A 16,862-nucleotide genomic window follows, 5' to 3' on the forward strand; every position below is an offset into this window, starting at 1 on the left:
GACCTCGCGCTTCTGTCGCCGACGCGCGCCGAGCTCGAGAAGAGGCTGGCCGAGGTGTCGGCGTCTCGTACGGAGACGATCGACCACTCCGCTGCCGAGCTGCGGCGCATCGAGCGCGACCTGCACGACGGTGCACAGGCGCGGCTGGTGTCGCTCGGGATGAGCCTGGGGCTGGCCGAGCAGCTGATGCGTACCGACCCGGAGGCGGCTTCCCGGCTGATCGAGGAGGCGCGGCTGACCACGACGTCGGCTCTCGGTGACCTGCGCTCGGTCGTCCGCGGGATCCACCCGCCGGTGCTGGCCGACCGCGGGCTCGTCGGAGCGGCGCAGGCGCTGATGCTCGATCTGGCGGTCCCGACGTCGTTCTCCGCGGTGGTGCCCGGAAGGGCGCCCGAGCCGGTGGAGTCGGCGATGTACTTCGCGATCGCCGAGGCGCTCGCCAACGTCGTCAAGCACTCCGGTGCCACCGCGGCTTCGGTGGACCTCGCGCACGACGGCGAGCGGCTGCGGACGGTCGTGGCCGACAACGGCCGAGGCGGTGCTGACCCGGCCGGCGGCACGGGGCTTGACGGAATCGCTCGCCGTTTGGCCGCCTTCGACGGCACCATGGTGGTCGAGAGTCCCGCCGGGGGACCCACCGTCGTCACCATGGAGCTGCCGTGCGCGTTGTCATCGCCGAAGACCTCGCCCTCCTCAGGGACGGCCTGACGCGCCTGCTCGAGGCCAACGACTTCACGGTCGTCGCCGCGGTCGACAACGCCCCGTCGCTGGCGAAGGCGCTGCGCGAGGTCGACGTGGACGTCGCGGTCGTGGACGTACGGATGCCTCCGACGTTCACCGACGAGGGGCTGCGGACGGCGATCGAGGCGCGTGCGGCGCGGCCGGGGCTGCCGGTGCTCGTGCTGTCGCAGTACGTCGAGCAGCTGTACGCGCGTGAGCTCCTGTCGTCGGGCGAGGGGGCCGTGGGTTATCTGCTGAAGGACCGGATCGCCGATGTCGAGCGGTTCGTCGACGCCGTCCGTCAGGTGGCCGGCGGCGGCACGGTGCTCGACCCGGAGGTCGTGTCGACCCTGCTGTCCAAGGCCGCCGCCAACCGGCCGGTGGACCGTCTGACCGACCGGGAGCGCGAGGTGCTGGGCCTGATGGCGGAGGGCCGCTCCAACGCGGCGATCGCGGCGCGCCTGTTCGTGACCGAGAAGGCGATCGCGAAGCACACCAACAGCATTTTTGCCAAGCTCGACCTCCCGGTCTCCGCCGACGACAACCGCCGCATCCTCGCCGTCCTCGCCTACCTGCAGGACTGACCGACCCCTCGGGCGGCCGCGGGTCACTCCCTCGCGCTCCCGGGTCACTGGCTGGCGCTCGCGGGTCACTGGCTGGCGCTCGCAGGTCACTGTCTGGCGCGCTCGGGTCACTGTCTGGCGCTCGCGGGTCACTGTCTGGCGCTCGCGAGTCACCATGGAGCCATGACTGGTGACACGCGAGCATGGTGGCTCGGCCCACTCCGTGTACGCGGGACTGAGCGGCTGGAGGTCTGGTTCGAGGACCAGGCCAGTCGCGGTTGGGTCGCCGAGCACCTCGGATTCTTGAGCGCCGTACGCCTGGTGCTGCACCATCGCGTGGATCCGCCGCGCTACCGCTACGTCATCGACCCCCGTCGCTTCCCCGACGTGGTCGAAGACGACCTGCTCCGTGCGGCTGGCTGGGAGGAGGTCGGGACCCTGGGTGGCAAGGATGTCTGGCGTGCTCCGTACGAAGGTGCGCGGCCCGACCTGCTCGGACACTGACCCGCGGGCGCAAGATAGTGACCCGCGGGCGCAAGATAGTGACCCGCGAGCCCCAGAGGGTGACCCGCGAGCGCAAGAGAGTGACCCGTGGGTGGGTCAGGCGAGGTCGACGACCACGGGGGCGTGGTCGGACGCGCCCTTGCCCTTGCGCTCCTGCCGATCGATCGACGCGCCGGTGACCCGAGCCGCGAGCGCCGGGGAGCACAGGGCGAAGTCGATCCGCATGCCTTCGCGTCGGGGGAAGCGCAGCTGGGTGTAGTCCCAGTAGGTGTAGACGCCAGGCCCGGGCGTGTGCGGGCGGACGACGTCGGAGTAGCCCGCGTCCTCGATCGCGGCGAACGCCTCTCGCTCGAGCTTGGAGACGTGCGTGCTGCCCTCGAACTTGGCCATGTCCCACACGTCGTCGTCGTGGGGGGCGATGTTCCAGTCGCCGGTCAGGGCGATCTGCGCCTGCGGATCGTCCGCGAGCCAGCCGGCGGCGTCGTCGCGGAGCTGGCGGAGCCACTCGAGCTTGTAGACGTAGTGGGGATCATCGAGCTTGCGACCGTTGGGCACATAGAGCGACCACACGCGTACGCCGCCGCAGACCGCGGAGATCGCGCGCGCCTCGGCGGCAGCGGGGTCACCCCACGTCGGCATGTCGGCGAAGCCGGTCTGCACGTCCTCGAGGCCGACGCGCGAGATGATCGCGACGCCGTTCCACTGCGACAGGCCGTGGTGCGCGACCTCGTAGCCGGCCGCCAGCAGCGGCAGCTCGGGGAACTGGTCGTCACGGCACTTGGTCTCCTGGATCGCCAGCACGTCCACGTCGCTGCGCTCGAGCCACGCAGTGACGCGGTCGATGCGCGAACGGATGGAGTTGACGTTCCACGTGGCGATCCGCATGAGGACGACCGTACCCGGCGGCGAGGACAGGCCGACGGCGGAGCCCCGCTCTGCATGCGTACGGATATGAGACCCTGTCGTTCGATTTGTCGTGGTCGGAACGTAGTATTTTGCGGAGGTACGGCACAGAGCGGGAGGATTTTCGGTGAGGGAACTGGCTGAGGGGTCGATGACCGCGCGGACCCTGAAGGTCCTCATCGTGGACGAACGCCCCCAGACCTCCACCGCCCACGAGGAGATGCTCCGCCGCGTGGTGCAGGAGCTCGAGCGGATCGACGTACGGACCGAGTTCGCGCCGAGCCCCGACGACGCCGTCCTCCGCATCGCCTCCGATGCCTCGCTCTGCGCCGTGATCGCCGACGCCGGCGGTGACTCCGACCAGCACGAGGCCCACGTCGACCCCGACCACCTGACCTCGTTCCTGGCCGGGGTCCGGGCACGCAACAGCGACCTTCCCGTGTTCGTGATGACAGGGACCCGCGGCGCCGACTCGCTCGACACCGCCGTCCTGCGCGAGGTCGACCAGCTGATCTATCTCCTCGACGACACCCCCTCGTGGATTGCCGGGCGCATCCGCAACGCCGCCGAGCGCTACCGGCAGGACGTCCTTCCTCCGATGTTCGGTGCGCTCGTCGCGTTCTCGCGCAAGCACGAGTACTCCTGGCACACCCCGGGGCACGAGGGCGGCGCCGCGTTCCTCCGCTCGCCCGCGGGCCGGGCGTTCTGGGAGTTCTTCGGCGAGCAGACGTTCCGTTCCGACCTCTCGGTGTCCGTCCACGAGCTGGGGTCGCTGCTCCACCACACCGGTCCGATCGGCGAGGCCGAGCGCCGGGCCGCCACGATCTTCGGCGCGGACACGACCTACTTCGTCACCAACGGCACCTCCACCTCCAACCGGGTCCTGCACCAGGCGTCGGTCGTGGCTGGCGACGTGATGGTCCTCGACCGCAACGCGCACAAGTCGATCGAGCAGGCCGCGACGCTCACCCACGGCGTGCCGGTCTATCTCACGACCACCCGCAACCACCTCGGCATCATCGGGCCCGTTCCGCCGAGCGAGCTCACCCGCGAGGCGGTCGCCGCCAAGCTGGCGGAGTCGCCCTTGGTCGCGGACGCGTCGGTGCGGCCGGCGATCGCGATGATCACCAACTCGACGTACGACGGCCTGCTCTACCACGTGCCGACCGTCGAGCAGACGCTCGGCGAGCACATCGACCGGCTCCACTTCGACGAGGCGTGGTACGGCTACGCGGCGTTCCACCCGATCTATGCCGAGCGCTTCGCGATGCACACCGGGGAGCGCGCCGCGGACGCGCCGACGACCTTCGCGACGCAGTCCACGCACAAGCTCCTGGCCGCACTGTCGCAGGCGTCGTACCTGCACGTCCGCAACGGCCGCAACCCGGTGGACCACGACCTCTTCAACGAGGCCTACATGATGCACGCCTCCACGTCGCCGCTGTACGCGATCATCGCGTCGAACGACGTGTCCGCAGCGATGATGTCGGGTCGTGGCGGCCCGTTGCTGACCGGGATCTCGATCCAGGAGGCGGTCTCGTTCCGGCGTACGCTCGCGCGCGTCGCCGCCGAGACGCCGGAGGACGACTGGGCGCTGGTGCCGTGGCAGCCCGAGACGGTGACGTTGTCGGACGGGTCGAAGGTCCGCTTCGAGGACGCCGACGAGGAGTGGCTGTGCGGATCGGCGGAGCCGTGGCTGCTGCGTGCGGGCGAGGACTGGCACGGCTTCGACCTCCCCGACCGCTACGCGATGCTCGACCCGATCAAGGTCACCGTGGTGACGCCCGGTGTCCGGCCCGACGGGACCATGGCGGACTTCGGGGTCCCGGCGCCGATCCTGGCGGCCTACCTCGAGCAGCAGGCGTCGATCGTGGTCGAGAAGACCCAGTCCTACTCGATCCTCCTGCTGTTCTCGATCGGAGTGACGCGCGGCAAGTGGGGCTCCCTCGTCACGACGCTGATGTCCTTCAAACGGGATCTCGACGCGAACCGGCCGCTGGAGCAGGTGCTGCCCGCGACGTACGCCCAGGACCCGCGCCGCTACGCCGGCATGGGATTGAGCGACCTGGCCAGGGAGCAGCACGCCACGATCGTCCAGACGGGGATGCTGTCGGTGCAGTCCGAGGCCTTCGGCACCCACCCGGATCCGGTGATGACGCCCGCGCAGGCGTACGCCCACGTGGTCCGCGGGACGGTGGACGCCGTCCCGCTCGACCAGCTGGCCGGACGGACGCTGGCCATCGGGCTCGTCCCGTACCCGCCCGGGATCCCGTTGGTGATGCCGGGTGAGTCCGCAGGCCACGACGACAGTCCGTTCCTCGCGTACCTGCGCGCGCTGGAGGAGTTCGACCGCCGCTTCCCCGGGTTCGAGCACGAGACGCACGGGATCGAGATCGTCGACGGACGGTACGTCGCTCGCTGCGTCCGCGCGTCCTGACCGTCGGCCGATGTCCCTGCCGCCCACTAGCGTGGGTGCATGACACTGAACCTGGCCATGATCACCGTCGACACGACCGATGCCCTCGCCCTCGGAGGCTGGTGGGCAGAGCAGCTCGGGGGAGAGATCGAAGCCGACAACGACGGCTCGTTCGTGGTCGTGGCGGCGCCCGGCAACCCCTCCCGGCTCGGCTTCCAGAAGGTCGAGCGCCCGACACCCGGCCAGAACAAGCTTCACCTCGACCTGGTCGCCGACGATGTCGACGCCGAGGTGGCGCGACTGGAGGCCGCCGGTGCGGAGAAGGTCGACACCCACACGATGGGTGACTTCGGCTGGGTGACGATGGCCGATCCGGACGGCAACTACTTCGACGTCGCGCGCTCGGAGGGCTGACGACTCGCCTCAGCCCTTGGCCGCGGGCTAGTCCTCGGAGAGGCGCTCGTCGACGAGCCGCTCGTCGGGCTCCTTGTCACCGGTGCGATACACGGCTCGGCCGAGCATGTGCGCGGCGACGGGGGCGGTGAGCAGCTGGAAGGCCGCGACGAGGACGAGCAGGCCGAGGTCGCTCCAGTGCTCCATCCGCAGCGCGATGCCGATCAGGATGAGGAGCAGGCCGAGCACCTGCGGCTTGGTGGCGGCGTGCATCCGGCTGAACAGGTTGTTGAAGCGGATGATGCCGATCGCGGCGATGAGTGCCATGAAGGCGCCGACGAGCAGGCAGAACGCCGAGGCAATGTCGCGGATCAGATCGAGGTTCATCGCGACACCGGCATCCCTCCGGCGAAACCGCCGCCGCTTCCGCCGCCGGTGCCGTCCGAACGCTCGGAGTCGTCAGATTCGTCGGGCTCGTCGCCGGTGGCGAATCGCGCGATGCTCACGGAGCCGACCATGCCGACGAGCGAGAGAACGACCAGGATCGGCAGCGTGTCGGTGTGACGGTTGTAGGCAGCCTCCACGCCGAGCCCTCCGACGAGGACGGCCACGAGCACGTCGATCGCGACCGCACGGTTGGGCATCGACGGCCCGAGTGCGGCGCGGACGACGCAGAGCAGCGCGGCGAGCCCGAGCATGCCGCCGGCGATCCATGCGACCACGGTCATCCACGTCATGTCGGCTCAGCTCCGTTAGTCGTGGCACGGCGAATGTGGGCGGGCAGAGCCGGCGGCGGCTGCTCGATGCGGGCGATGTCCTCGGCGCTGCCCAGCGCCCGGACGACACGCTCCTCCTCGGCCCACACCCGCTGGCGTGCGGCCTCGACGTCGTCGAGGCTCAGGGTCTCGAGGACGTGGATCTGGATCGTCCAGTCCTCGCGGGCGATCTCGATGAGAAGGCTTCCGGGGACCAGCGACACGATCTCGGACGTGAGCATGAGCGCGAGCTCGCTGCGGGTACGCATCGGCACGACGAGGACGGAGTTGACCGGTTGGTGGCCGAACCGCAGCACGACCCTCGCGACCTGGATGCTCGACAGCACGAGATCTCGGAAGAACGCATAGATCAGCACGGCGAGGCGCCAGGGATGCACCCGGCCGGCGAAGTCGATGGGCGGCAGCGGGAACACCCGGATGATCGCCACGGAGATCGCGAGCCCGGCGAGGATGTTGCCGACGCTGAACTCGCCCCACAGCAGGACCCAGACGAGGGTCAACCACGAGATGACCGGCCACTCGAGCGCCATCCGGGCCTGCCGACGACGGGAGGTGTCAGGACTCACGGCGTCACCGCCGCCGCGTCGTCGGGGGTGCTGCCGTCGTCGAGGACCGTCTGGATGTACGGCGTCCGGTCCCGCAGCTCGGAGGCCGCGCGCTCGGTGATCCCGAAGAGTGGTCCGGCGACCAGCGTCAGCGCCGTCCCGAGCGCGACGAGCGTCAGGGTGGGCGCGACCATGGCGCGCGGGAGGGAGCGTACGGAGGTGACGGTGACGGTGTCACCCCACGGCTCGCCCGACTTCGTGCCCGTGCTGGGAACCCACTCGCCGACGTCGTCGGGCTCCTCGGCGCGGGGTCGCCAGAAGGCGCGGTTCCAGGTCTTGGCGATCGCGTACAGCGTGAGCAGGCTCGTCACGATGGACGCGGCGACCACCAGGTAGGCCAGCCAGCCGGCGCGGTCGACGCCTGCCTGCACGAGTGCGACCTTGCCGAGGAACCCGGAGAACGGCGGTATCCCCGAGAGGTTCATCGCGGGCAGGAAGAACATCAGCGCGAGCACCGGCGCCGCCTTGGCCAGCCCGCCGAGATGCTCGAGGGACGTCGAGCCTCCGCGGATCTCGATGAGACCGGTGACGAGGAAGAGCGTCGTCTGGATGGTGATGTGGTGGACGATGTAGAAGATCGCGCCGGCGAGCCCGAGGTCGGAGGCGATCGCGACTCCGAACACCATGTAGCCGATGTGGCTGACCAAGGTGAACGAGAGCATACGTTTGATGTCGGACTGGGCGATCGCGCCGAGGATGCCGATCAGCATCGTGAGCAGGGCCGCCCACAGCAGCAGGTCCGACAGCGGGCTGTCAGGGAAGAGCAGCGTCTGCACGCGCATGATCGCGTACACGCCCACCTTGGTCAGCAGGCCGGCGAACACCGCCGTGACGGGAGCGGGAGCGGTCGGGTAGGAGTCGGGAAGCCACGCCGACAGCGGGAAGACCGCCGCCTTGATCGCGAACGCCGTGAGCAGCATCAGCTGCAGCACGATCCGCACACCCTCCGGGACCTGCTGGAGCTTGACGGCGAGGTCGGCCATGTTGACGGTGCCCGTCGCCGCGTAGACCCCGGCGATGGCGATGAGGAAGAGCATCGACGACAGCACGGACACGACGACGTACGTGGTCCCGGCGCGCACTCGTGGACCCGTGCCCCCGAGCGTGATGAGCACGTAGCTGGCCGCCAGCAGCACCTCGAAGCCGACGTAGAGGTTGAAGAGGTCGCCGGAGAGGAACGCGTTGGAGACGCCTGCGACGAGGACCAGGTAGGTGGGGTAGAAGACGGAGAGCGGGGTTTCGCGCCCGAACTCGATGATGCCCTGACCGACGGAGTACGCGAGGACCGACAGCGTCACGATCGCCGAGACGAGCAGGAGCAGCGCCGACAACCGGTCCGCGACGAGGACGATGCCCATCCGTGCCGGCCAGCCCCCGACGTACACGACCTGCGGGCCGTCACGGTCGGCCGCCCACAGCAGCGTCGCGGCGATCACGACGATCGCCGAGAGGACGACGAAGCTGATCACCCGCTGCGCGCGGGCGTTCTGGCCGAGGGCGAGGCAGAGGCCGGCGCCGAAGAGCGCCAGCACGACGGGCAGCGGGATGAGGAAGGACATCGCGGAGTCGGCGGTCATCGCTGCGCCCCCTCGGTGTCGGCGCCTTCCTCGTCCGGGTCACCGGTGCCTTCCTCGTACGACTGCGACGCCTCGTCGAGGTCGGCCAACCGCATGATGAGGCGGTCCTCCACGTCGTCCTGCACCTCGTCGTGGCCCTCGAGCTGCCACGACCTGTAGGCCATCGCGAGCAGGAATGCCGCCACTCCGAGCGTGATCACGATCGCCGTCAGCACCATGGCCTGCGGGAGCGGGTCGCTCATCGGAGAGGGGTCGCTCTCGTCGACGATCGGGGCCCGCCCGGGCGCCCCGGAGGCGACGATGAAGATCAGGTTGACGGCGTTGCCGACGAGCAGCGTGCCGACGACGATCCGGGTGAGGCTCCGCTCGAGGAGCAGGGTGACACCGCACGCGAAGGTCACTCCGATGACCACGATGAGGACGATGTTGACGGTCATCGGACACCTCCCGTCATCGGAGCGGTCTCGTTGTCGGCGTACGAACCGGGCAGCTCGGGGAGGTCGTCCTCCGCGTCCGCGTCGACGCCGCCGCCGAGGCTGCGCAGGACGTCGAGCATCAGACCGAACACGACGAGGTAGACGCCGATGTCGAAGAAGAGGGACGTCACCAGCTTGATGTCGCCGATCGCGAAGACGTGGAACTTGACGATCGCGCTCTGGAGCACCTGGCCACCGAAGAGGAGGGGAGCGAGCGCGGCGGCGGTCGCGGTCGAGAGTCCGAGCCCGAGGACGCGTCCGGCGTCGACGGGCGCCGCCTCGTCGAGCTCGAAGCGGCCGCCGGCGAGGTAGCGGACCATCAGCGCCAGCCCGGCCATGAGTCCACCGGCGAACCCACCACCAGGGCCGTTGTGGCCGGCGAACACGAGCCAGATCGAGAACAGGATGATCGTGTGGAACACCAGCCGGGTGACGATCTCGAAGATGACCGAGCGGCGCTCGTCCGACAGGGTCTTGCCGGCGCGCAGCCACCGTCCGGTGGACTCGTCCGACGGCAGCGGGTTGGCGGGGCTCTGTGCGCCACCGCGACCGGTGATGAGGAAGATCAGCGACGCTACGCCGGTCGCGGCGACCACGAGGACCGACAGCTCGCCCATCGTGTCCCAGGCGCGGATGTCGACGAGGGTGACGTTGACGATGTTCTTGCCGCCTCCGTAGGTCACCGCCTCCTCCGGGAACGTCACCGAGACCGGTTCGCCGACCCGCACTCCCGCCGCCGCGAGCGCGATCGCGGAGGCGAAGATCCCGGAGAGAGCGCCGATGCTGACACGCAGCCAGCGCGCGCGCGTGAAGGGACGGTCGGAGAAGTACGGCGCCATCCGCCGCAGCACCAGGACGAACACCACGAGCGTGACCGTCTCGACGAGCACCTGCGTCAGAGCGAGGTCCGGGGCGCCGTGCAGAAGGAAGAGCATCGCCGTGCAGTAGCCGGAGACCCCGGCGAGGAGGACCGCCTTGAGCCGACGGCGAGACCGGACCGTGAGCACCGCTGCCGTGGCCATCAGGACCGCGGCGACCGCCTGGGCCGCGGAGTCGAACCAGACGAGATCGTCGGTCCAGGTGCGGTTGAGGAGGAGCTGGCTCCCAGGCACGAGAAGCACGATCACCAGGATGGAGCCCAGGTAGAACGGCAGCGAGCCTCGCTGCGTACGGCCCGTGACCTCGACCGCCAGCCGGTCGGTGCCGCGCATGACGGCCTCGTACGCGCGTTCGGCCGACGGCATCCAGGCCGCGCGGGGGACGACGCTGGTGCGCTGCTGCCACACGAAGAGCGCGATACCTCCGAGCACGGCGACTGCCGAGAGCCCGAGCGCGGGGTTGAGGCCGTGCCACAGTGCGAGCTCGGCGTGGTGCTCGCCGGCGGGAAAGAGGTGGTCGTAGCCCGACCAGAGCTCGGTGAGGCGGTGTCCGAAGAACGCGAGGACGACGGAGGCGACGGCCAGCAGGGCGGTCGGCGCCGCGAAGCCCACTGGGACGCGTACGAGGTCGGCCGGCCGGTCCACGCCCGGCTTGTCGCCGAAGACGCCCCAGACGAACCGCAGGGAGTAGGCCATCGTCAGGAGGGAGCCGCCGACGAGTCCGGCGAGCACGACCGAGCCGGCGAACGGCCCGATGCCGGTGCCGTCCCCGGTCGCGACCACGTCGACGAACGCCGCGTAGATCGACTCCTTGGCGACGAAGCCGAGCATGGGCGGAATGCCCGCCATCGATGCCGCAGCGATCACGGTGAAGCCGAAGAGCCACGGCATCGCCGAGCGCAGCTGAGAGAGCTTGCGCAGGTCGCGGGTGTGCGCGGAGTGGTCGACGATGCCGACGACCATGAACAACGCTGCCTTGAAGAGGGCGTGGGCGACGACCATCGCGATTCCGGCGAGCGCCGCGGCGCGGGTGCCGAGTCCGACGACGGCGACCAGGAAGCCCAGCTGACTGACGGTGCCGTAGGCGAGGAGCAGCTTGACGTCGTGCTGCCCGAGCGCCCGGACACCGCCGACGATCATCGTCAGCACGCCGAGGGCGAGAAGGGTCGGCCGCCACAACGACGTGTCGGCGAAGGTCGGTGCCATCACGGCCACCAGGAAGACGCCGGCCTTGACCATCGCGGCCGCGTGCAGATAGGCGCTCACCGGGGTGGGGGCCGCCATCGCGCCGGGGAGCCAGAAGTGGAACGGGATGAGCGCGGACTTGCTGAGGGCGCCGGCGAGAACGAGCCCGATTGCGGTCGTCGTGGCTGCTCCCGAGGGAGCGAGCGTCATGATCTCGTCGATGCGGTATGAGTCGGCGCTCTGGCCGAGCATGATGAAGCCGACGAGCATCGCCAGGCCGCCGAAGGTCGTGACCAGCAACGCGGTCATCGCGGCACGCCGGTTGGCCACGCGCTCGGGGTTGTGCCCGATGAGGATGTAGGAGAAGACGGTCGTGAGCTCCCAGAACACGTAGAGGAGCAGGACGTCCCGGGAGAGCACCAGGCCGAGCATCGAGCCGGCGAAGGCGGTGAACGCGCCGGAGAACCGCCACAGCGCCGGGTCGTACGCCTTGAAGTACCACGTGCAGTAGACGAGGACGAGCGCGCCGATGCCGGTGACCAGCAGGGCGAGGGTCCAGCTGAGGGTGTCGAGGCGCAGGGCGATCTCGAGCCCCATCGTCGGAACCCACTCGTAGGTCTCGGTGAGCGTCGTCGGGTCGGGTCCGGTGACCTCGGGGGCCTGGAAGAGGAGCCAGACGAACGTCCCCCCGGGCGCGAGGGCGAGAACCGGGAAGGCGTAGCGGTCCGTCCTCTGGACGAGGGCAGGCGCCAACGCCGCGGCGACCAGGTGGACCAGGAGAACGACGAGCATCAGGACGAGATCAGCTCGCCGCGTTCTTCTTGACGACGCGGTTGTAGACCATGAGCGTCAGGACGGCGCCGATGATCGACCCGATCCACCCGGCGGGGCCGAAGCCCTTGTCGCGGTCCCAGAGAGGGATGAGCCCGAGGATGACGCCGAACACGACGGAACCGACCACGCCGAGCAGGAGCGTCTGGAGGAGAGACATGGAGTCTTTGCCGGGGACGATGGCCCGGGCCAGGAAGCCTGCGACCAGGCCGATCACCAAGAACCCGATGATGCTCACGATGAATCCCATCCGACCCGCCTCCTTTCGCCTCGGGGCCAATTCTAAGGGTCGGTCCCAGGTCCCGGCTCGGCGCGCCGCTCACAGAGATCTCACAGCGGCTCACCAGGCACGCCCAAGAGAGTCGGGTCACACTCGGGAGGGATGACCCCAGACGAGACCCCGGCGCGGCTCCTCGTCGTCGATGACGACGAGAGCATCCTGGACCTGCTCGCCTCCAGCCTGCGGTTCGCGGGCTTCACGGTGGACACCGCGACCGACGGCCAGAAGGCGCTCGAGATGGTGGCCGCCGACCCGACGATCGACCTCGTGGTGCTCGACGTGATGATGCCGCACGTCGACGGTTTCGAGGTCATCAGGCGGCTGCGGGCCGACCGGCGCGAGGTCCCGGTGATCTTCCTCACCGCACGGGACACGCCCGCTGACCGCGTCAACGGCCTGACCGCAGGCGGCGACGACTACCTCGCCAAGCCGTTCAGCCTCGACGAGCTCGTGGCGCGGGTCCGCGCGGTGCTGCGCCGTACGCGCCGTCGGCAGACGCCGGACTCGCTGCTCCGGATGGCCGACCTCGAGATGGACACCGACAGCCACGAGGTCCGCAAGGGTGGGGAGCTCGTCGAGCTGTCCCCGACCGAGTTCAAGCTGCTGCGCTACCTGCTCATGAACCCGGGGCGTGTGCTCAGCAAGCAGCAGATCCTCGACCACGTCTGGAACTACGACTTCGGTGGTGACGGCAACGTGGTCGAGACCTACATCTCGTACCTGCGACGCAAGCTCGACACCACCGAGCCCCATCTGATCCACACGGTCCGCGGGGTGGGGTACGTCCTGCGGCGCCCGAGATGACGGCCGTCTCGGCCCGCGAGCGCGGCGCGCGCAACCCGTTCCGCTGGCGCGACCAGCCTCTGCGCGTCCAGCTCGTCGCCGTGGTGGTCGTGATGGTGCTGCTGGCACTGGCGCTCAGCGCGCTCGCGACGAACCTGGTGCTCGAGCGCTCCCTCACCGACCGCGTCGACCAACAGCTGACGAGCGAGGCGCGGCGGATGAGCGATGTCCGCGACCCCGGCGGACGGCCACCTCAGGGCGGCGTCGAACGGAACCTCCCGTCGCAGTTCTTCGTGGCTCGGTGGGACGCCGACGGAACGGTGACGGTCCTGGCCGACCCGCGTCTCGACACCGACGACTATCCGGACCTCGCCGATCCCGGTGACGTGACGACCGGTGAGCCCACGACGGTCGGGTCGCGGGGGAGCAAGGACCGGTGGCGGGTGCTGTACGAGGACACCGACGACGGCGGCTACGTGGCCGTGGCGATGGGGCTGGACGAGGTCACGGCGACGTTGAGGGAGCTGCGCTGGATCGAGGCCGCGATCGCAGGGGTCGTGCTCCTCGCGCTCGCCGTCGTCAGCTCGTGGGTCGTACGCCGCAGCCTGAGGCCGCTCGCCGAGGTCGAGGCGACCGCGCAGGCCATCGCCGCGGGAGACCTGGCCGCCCGGGTCGACACGGGACTCGACCCACGCACCGAGGTGGGCGCTCTTTCGGCGTCGCTGGACACCATGCTGGGCCACATCGAGGCAGCCGTACGCAGCCGCGAGGAGGAGGCACGGCGGGCCGAGGAGTCCGAGCGACGCATGCGACGCTTCGTCGCCGATGCGAGCCACGAGCTGCGGACGCCGCTCACCTCGATCCGCGGGTTCGCCGAGCTGTACGGCCAGGGCGCGGCGGCCGACCAGGCCACGACCGACCGCTTCATGAGCCGGATCCGTCAGGAGGCGGACCGGATGGGCGTGCTCGTCGAGGACCTGCTGCTGCTGGCGAGGCTCGACCAGGAACGGCCGTTGCGGCACGACCCGGTCGACCTGCGCGAGCTGGTGCGCGACGCGGCCGTCGACGCCCGGGCCGTGCAGCCCGACCGGGCCGTCGCCGGTCCCGCTCCCGGCCCGCCGGTGGTGGTCGAGGGCGACGAGGCCAGGCTCCGTCAGGTCGTCGGCAACCTCGTCAGCAACGTGCTCGTCCACACGCCTCCCGAGGCCGGCCTCCGCCTGGGCGCGGCGGTGGACGGTGACGACGGCGTCGTCACGGTGTCCGACGACGGGCCCGGACTGACCGCCGACCAGGCGGCGCACGTCTTCGACCGCTTCTACCGTGCCGACGAGACGCGCAGTCGCGCAGCCGGCGGCTCAGGGCTCGGCCTCGCCATCGTCTCCGCCCTGGTCGCGGGGCACGGCGGAACGGTCAGCCTCGACACCGCGCCGGGCGAGGGCGCGACGTTCACCGTCCGCATCCCGCTCGCTGGCTGAGCGCTCGTCCGCTCAGCGTTCGTCTCACAGGAACCTCCCAGGCTGGTCGCAGCCGATCGTGAGGTCGCGGCGCGATCGTCGAAGACATGAACGAGACCTCTCCCGTGATCGACATCGTCGTCCCGGTGCTGAACGAGGCCCACGTCCTCGAGCGGAGCGTCCGCAGGCTGCGCACCTACCTCGACGCGGAGGTGCCGTACGCCAGCCGGGTCGTGATCGCCGACAACGGCAGCACCGACGGTACGGCGGAGGTTGCCGAGCGCCTCGCGGCGACGGTCCACGACGTCGACCTCGTCCGGATCCCCGAGCGGGGTCGTGGACGGGCACTGGCCACGGTCTGGTCGCAGAGTCGCGCGACGGTGGTCGCGTACATGGACGTGGACCTGTCCACCGATCTCGGTGCGCTCATGCCGCTGGTCGCGCCGCTGCTGTCCGGCCACTCCGACGTGGCCATCGGGACGAGGCTCAGGCGCGGCGCGAGGGTCGTCCGCGGAGTCAAGCGCGAGGTGCTCTCGCGCGGCTACAACGTGATCCTCCGGACGGTTCTCGGCGCCCGTTTCAGCGACGCGCAGTGCGGCTTCAAGGCCGTGCGCACCGACGTGGCGCAGGCGCTGCTCCCGTACGTCGAGGACACCGGCTGGTTCTTCGACACCGAGCTGCTGGTCCTCGCCGAGCGCGCCGGTCTCCGGATCGCCGAGGTGCCGGTCGACTGGGTCGACGACTCCGACAGCAGGGTCGCGATCGGTTCCACCGTCCGCGACGACCTCCTCGGCGTCGGACGCATGGTCCGCGGCCTGACGACCGGTGCGCTCGATCTCGAACCGGTCCGCCGCCGCTTCGCCCGTCCGCCTGTCGGCACGCCGGTCGGGATCCGCATGATCCGGTTCGGCATCGTGGGCGTGATCAGCACGATCGCCTACGCGGTCCTCTTCCTGCTGGCACGCGAGATCACCACCGCGCAGGTCGCGAACCTCGTCGCCCTCGTCACCACGGCGATCGGCAACACGGCGCTCAACCGTCGCTTCACGTACGAGGTGGTCGGCGCGGTGGGGCTCGCTCGCCACCACCTCCAAGGTCTGGTCGCCTTCGCGTGCGGATGGGCGCTCACGGCGTCGGCCCTCGCGCTGACCGCAGGGCTGGCACACACCCCGCTGATGGAGGTCTGCGTGCTCACGCTCGCGAACGTCTGCGCGACCGTGCTGCGCTTCGTCCTCCTGGACCGCTGGGTCTTCGGCACCGGTCGCCGGGCCGAGGCGACGCACCTGTCCGACCTTCACCCCGACACGGCTCCCACCCCGGTGCGTCCGGGGAGCGCCGTCCTCACGAACGAGAGGAGCGTCGCATGAGCACGGTCGTCCGACCGGGCCGCTGGTGGACCCGCGACCGAGCGCTGCTGGTCCTGCTGCTCGTCGCGACCGCGGTGGCGTACTGCTGGAACCTCTCGGTCAACGGCTACGCCAACGAGTACTACTCGATGGCGGTGCAGGCGGCCTCCGAGAGCTGGAAGGCGTGGTTCTTCGGCGCGCTCGACGCCGCCGGTGGCATCACCGTCGACAAGACGCCGGCCTCGCTGTGGTTGATGGGGCTCTCGGTGCGCCTCCTCGGGTTCAGCTCGTTCAGCATGCTGCTCCCGCAGGCGCTGCTGGGCGTTGCGAGCGTCGCCGTCCTGTACGCGTCGGTGAAGCGCTGGTTCGGTGCCTCGGCGGCCCTGCTCGCCGGTGCCGTGCTGGCGACGACGCCGGTGGCGGCGCTGATGTTCCGGTTCAACAACCCCGACGCCCTGCTCGTCTTCCTGATGGTCGCCGCCGCCTGGGCGGTGACGCGGGCGATCGACGCCGACAAGGCGCTGCGCTGGCTGGTGCTCGCCGGTCTGCTGATCGGCTTCGCCTTCTTGACCAAGATGCTGCAGGCGTTCCTCGTCCTGCCGGGGCTCGCGCTCGCGTACGGCGTCGCGGGGTCGGCGCAGCTGCGCACCCGGCTGCTCCACCTCGTCGCCGCAGCAGGCTCGGTCGTCGTGGGTGCCGGGTGGTGGGTGCTCGCCGTCGAGCTCTGGCCCGCGGCCGCACGCCCGTACATCGGCGGGTCGACCACCAACAGCATCCTCGAGCTGACGCTGGGCTACAACGGCCTCGGCCGGCTCAGCGGTGACGAAGCCGGCTCGGTCGGCTCCATGTGGGGCACGCCTGGCCTCGGGCGGCTGTTCAGCCCCGAGATGCAGACCCAGGCGAGCTGGCTGCTTCCGGCTGCGCTCGTGGCGCTGGTCGTCCTGCTGGCGGTGTCGTGGCGGGCGGCCCGGACCGATCGGACCCGCGCCTTCGCCACCGTGTGGGGCGGCTGGCTCCTCGTCACGGGGCTGACGTTCAGCCTCATGCAGGGCATCATCCACAGCTACTACACCGTGGCGCTCGCGCCCGCCGTCGCCGCGCTGGTCGGTGCCGGGACCGTCCTGCTGTGGCGGCGCCGTACCGAGCTGCTGCCGCGCACGGTTCTCGCCGGG

Annotated in this window: 17 protein-coding genes; 9 read left to right on the forward strand and 8 right to left on the reverse strand. The window is 70.2% G+C overall.

Going from position 1 to position 16,862, the window contains the following annotated elements; all coding sequences use genetic code 11:
• The 3 genes from PV363_RS07960 to PV363_RS07970 all read left to right on the forward strand — a co-directional run.
• Positions 1-708: histidine kinase (locus tag PV363_RS07960; protein ID WP_301022078.1), on the forward strand; the 708-nt coding region annotated here is incomplete at its 5' end.
• On the forward strand, positions 660-1,304 hold the full coding sequence (locus PV363_RS07965) for a response regulator transcription factor (RefSeq protein WP_220345994.1): 645 nt from the start codon (positions 660-662) through the stop codon (positions 1,302-1,304). The genes PV363_RS07960 and PV363_RS07965, both read left to right, overlap by 49 nt.
• Positions 1,305-1,466: 162 nt before the next feature.
• A complete protein-coding gene (locus tag PV363_RS07970; protein ID WP_301022079.1) occupies positions 1,467-1,787 on the forward strand; it encodes a hypothetical protein in 321 nt (106 codons plus the stop codon).
• Between the two features lie 96 nt (positions 1,788-1,883).
• Here the strand turns inward: PV363_RS07970 and PV363_RS07975 are convergent, their stop codons facing one another.
• Entirely contained in the window at positions 1,884-2,672 is a 789-nt protein-coding gene (locus tag PV363_RS07975; RefSeq protein WP_220343286.1) for an exodeoxyribonuclease III, read from the reverse strand.
• A 145-nt stretch (positions 2,673-2,817) separates the two neighbouring features.
• Here PV363_RS07975 and PV363_RS07980 point away from each other — a divergent pair, with 145 nt between their 5' ends.
• A complete protein-coding gene (locus PV363_RS07980) occupies positions 2,818-5,127 on the forward strand; it encodes an Orn/Lys/Arg decarboxylase N-terminal domain-containing protein (RefSeq protein ID WP_301022080.1) in 2,310 nt (769 codons plus the stop codon).
• A gap of 39 nt (positions 5,128-5,166) precedes the next feature.
• The gene (locus PV363_RS07985; RefSeq protein WP_220343288.1) at positions 5,167-5,520 is read left to right on the forward strand and encodes a VOC family protein; all 354 of its coding nucleotides are present in this window, start codon (positions 5,167-5,169) and stop codon (positions 5,518-5,520) included.
• 27 nt (positions 5,521-5,547) lie between these two features.
• Here the strand turns inward: PV363_RS07985 and mnhG are convergent, their stop codons facing one another.
• Genes mnhG through PV363_RS08020 form a run of 7 tightly spaced genes read right to left on the reverse strand, consistent with a single transcriptional unit; the run spans position 5,548 to position 12,077 of the window.
• Positions 5,548-5,886, reverse strand: a complete 339-nt coding sequence (mnhG, locus tag PV363_RS07990) for a monovalent cation/H(+) antiporter subunit G (RefSeq protein ID WP_220343289.1) — start codon at positions 5,884-5,886, stop codon at positions 5,548-5,550.
• Positions 5,883-6,236, reverse strand: a complete 354-nt coding sequence (locus PV363_RS07995; protein ID WP_220343290.1) for a monovalent cation/H+ antiporter complex subunit F — start codon at positions 6,234-6,236, stop codon at positions 5,883-5,885. Before PV363_RS07995 ends, mnhG begins: the two co-directional genes overlap by 4 nt.
• Positions 6,233-6,841, reverse strand: a complete 609-nt coding sequence (locus PV363_RS08000) for a Na+/H+ antiporter subunit E (protein ID WP_220343291.1) — start codon at positions 6,839-6,841, stop codon at positions 6,233-6,235. The genes PV363_RS07995 and PV363_RS08000 overlap by 4 nt, the downstream gene beginning before the upstream one ends.
• Positions 6,838-8,457, reverse strand: coding sequence for a Na+/H+ antiporter subunit D (locus PV363_RS08005; RefSeq protein ID WP_255560593.1), 1,620 nt, complete (start codon positions 8,455-8,457; stop codon positions 6,838-6,840). The genes PV363_RS08000 and PV363_RS08005 overlap by 4 nt, the downstream gene beginning before the upstream one ends.
• Positions 8,454-8,894 (reverse strand): Na(+)/H(+) antiporter subunit C, encoded by a 441-nt coding sequence (locus tag PV363_RS08010; RefSeq protein ID WP_220343292.1) that lies wholly within the window; start codon positions 8,892-8,894, stop codon positions 8,454-8,456. The genes PV363_RS08005 and PV363_RS08010 overlap by 4 nt, the downstream gene beginning before the upstream one ends.
• On the reverse strand, positions 8,891-11,788 hold the full coding sequence (locus tag PV363_RS08015) for a Na+/H+ antiporter subunit A (protein ID WP_301022081.1): 2,898 nt from the start codon (positions 11,786-11,788) through the stop codon (positions 8,891-8,893). The genes PV363_RS08010 and PV363_RS08015 overlap by 4 nt, the downstream gene beginning before the upstream one ends.
• Before the next feature lie 10 nt (positions 11,789-11,798).
• On the reverse strand, positions 11,799-12,077 hold the full coding sequence (locus tag PV363_RS08020) for a GlsB/YeaQ/YmgE family stress response membrane protein (RefSeq protein ID WP_220343294.1): 279 nt from the start codon (positions 12,075-12,077) through the stop codon (positions 11,799-11,801).
• Between the two features lie 132 nt (positions 12,078-12,209).
• Between PV363_RS08020 and PV363_RS08025 the strand changes: the two genes are divergently transcribed.
• The 4 genes from PV363_RS08025 to PV363_RS08040 form a co-directional block, all read left to right on the forward strand.
• Positions 12,210-12,911: a response regulator transcription factor gene (locus PV363_RS08025; protein ID WP_220366323.1), complete on the forward strand. Its 702-nt coding sequence runs from the start codon at positions 12,210-12,212 to the stop codon at positions 12,909-12,911.
• Positions 12,908-14,365, forward strand: coding sequence for a HAMP domain-containing sensor histidine kinase (locus PV363_RS08030; RefSeq protein WP_220346000.1), 1,458 nt, complete (start codon positions 12,908-12,910; stop codon positions 14,363-14,365). Before PV363_RS08025 ends, PV363_RS08030 begins: the two co-directional genes overlap by 4 nt.
• An 86-nt stretch (positions 14,366-14,451) precedes the next feature.
• Entirely contained in the window at positions 14,452-15,711 is a 1,260-nt protein-coding gene (locus PV363_RS08035) for a bifunctional glycosyltransferase family 2/GtrA family protein (RefSeq protein WP_220366321.1), read from the forward strand.
• The coding region (locus PV363_RS08040; RefSeq protein WP_301022082.1) for a glycosyltransferase family 39 protein at positions 15,708-16,862 on the forward strand (1,155 nt) is incomplete at its 3' end. The genes PV363_RS08035 and PV363_RS08040, both read left to right, overlap by 4 nt.

This window comes from Mumia sp. (assembly GCF_028803055.1).
In the GTDB taxonomy this organism is placed as follows: domain Bacteria; phylum Actinomycetota; class Actinomycetes; order Propionibacteriales; family Nocardioidaceae; genus Mumia.

Bases quoted from the DNA above. Each gene is read 5' to 3' on its own strand.
- PV363_RS08035 (WP_220366321.1), top strand. From the start codon at position 14,452: ATGAACGAGACCTCTCCCGTGATCGACATCGTCGTCCCGGTGCTGAAC.
- PV363_RS07970 (WP_301022079.1), top strand. From the start codon at position 1,467: ATGACTGGTGACACGCGAGCATGGTGGCTCGGCCCACTCCGTGTACGC.
- PV363_RS07995 (WP_220343290.1), bottom strand. From the start codon at position 6,236: ATGACGTGGATGACCGTGGTCGCATGGATCGCCGGCGGCATGCTCGGG.
- PV363_RS08030 (WP_220346000.1), top strand. From the start codon at position 12,908: ATGACGGCCGTCTCGGCCCGCGAGCGCGGCGCGCGCAACCCGTTCCGC.
- PV363_RS08025 (WP_220366323.1), top strand. From the start codon at position 12,210: ATGACCCCAGACGAGACCCCGGCGCGGCTCCTCGTCGTCGATGACGAC.
- PV363_RS08015 (WP_301022081.1), bottom strand. From the start codon at position 11,788: ATGCTCGTCGTTCTCCTGGTCCACCTGGTCGCCGCGGCGTTGGCGCCT.
- PV363_RS08005 (WP_255560593.1), bottom strand. From the start codon at position 8,457: ATGACCGCCGACTCCGCGATGTCCTTCCTCATCCCGCTGCCCGTCGTG.
- PV363_RS07975 (WP_220343286.1), bottom strand. From the start codon at position 2,672: ATGCGGATCGCCACGTGGAACGTCAACTCCATCCGTTCGCGCATCGAC.
- PV363_RS07985 (WP_220343288.1), top strand. From the start codon at position 5,167: ATGACACTGAACCTGGCCATGATCACCGTCGACACGACCGATGCCCTC.
- mnhG (WP_220343289.1), bottom strand. From the start codon at position 5,886: ATGAACCTCGATCTGATCCGCGACATTGCCTCGGCGTTCTGCCTGCTC.
- PV363_RS08010 (WP_220343292.1), bottom strand. From the start codon at position 8,894: ATGACCGTCAACATCGTCCTCATCGTGGTCATCGGAGTGACCTTCGCG.
- PV363_RS08020 (WP_220343294.1), bottom strand. From the start codon at position 12,077: ATGGGATTCATCGTGAGCATCATCGGGTTCTTGGTGATCGGCCTGGTC.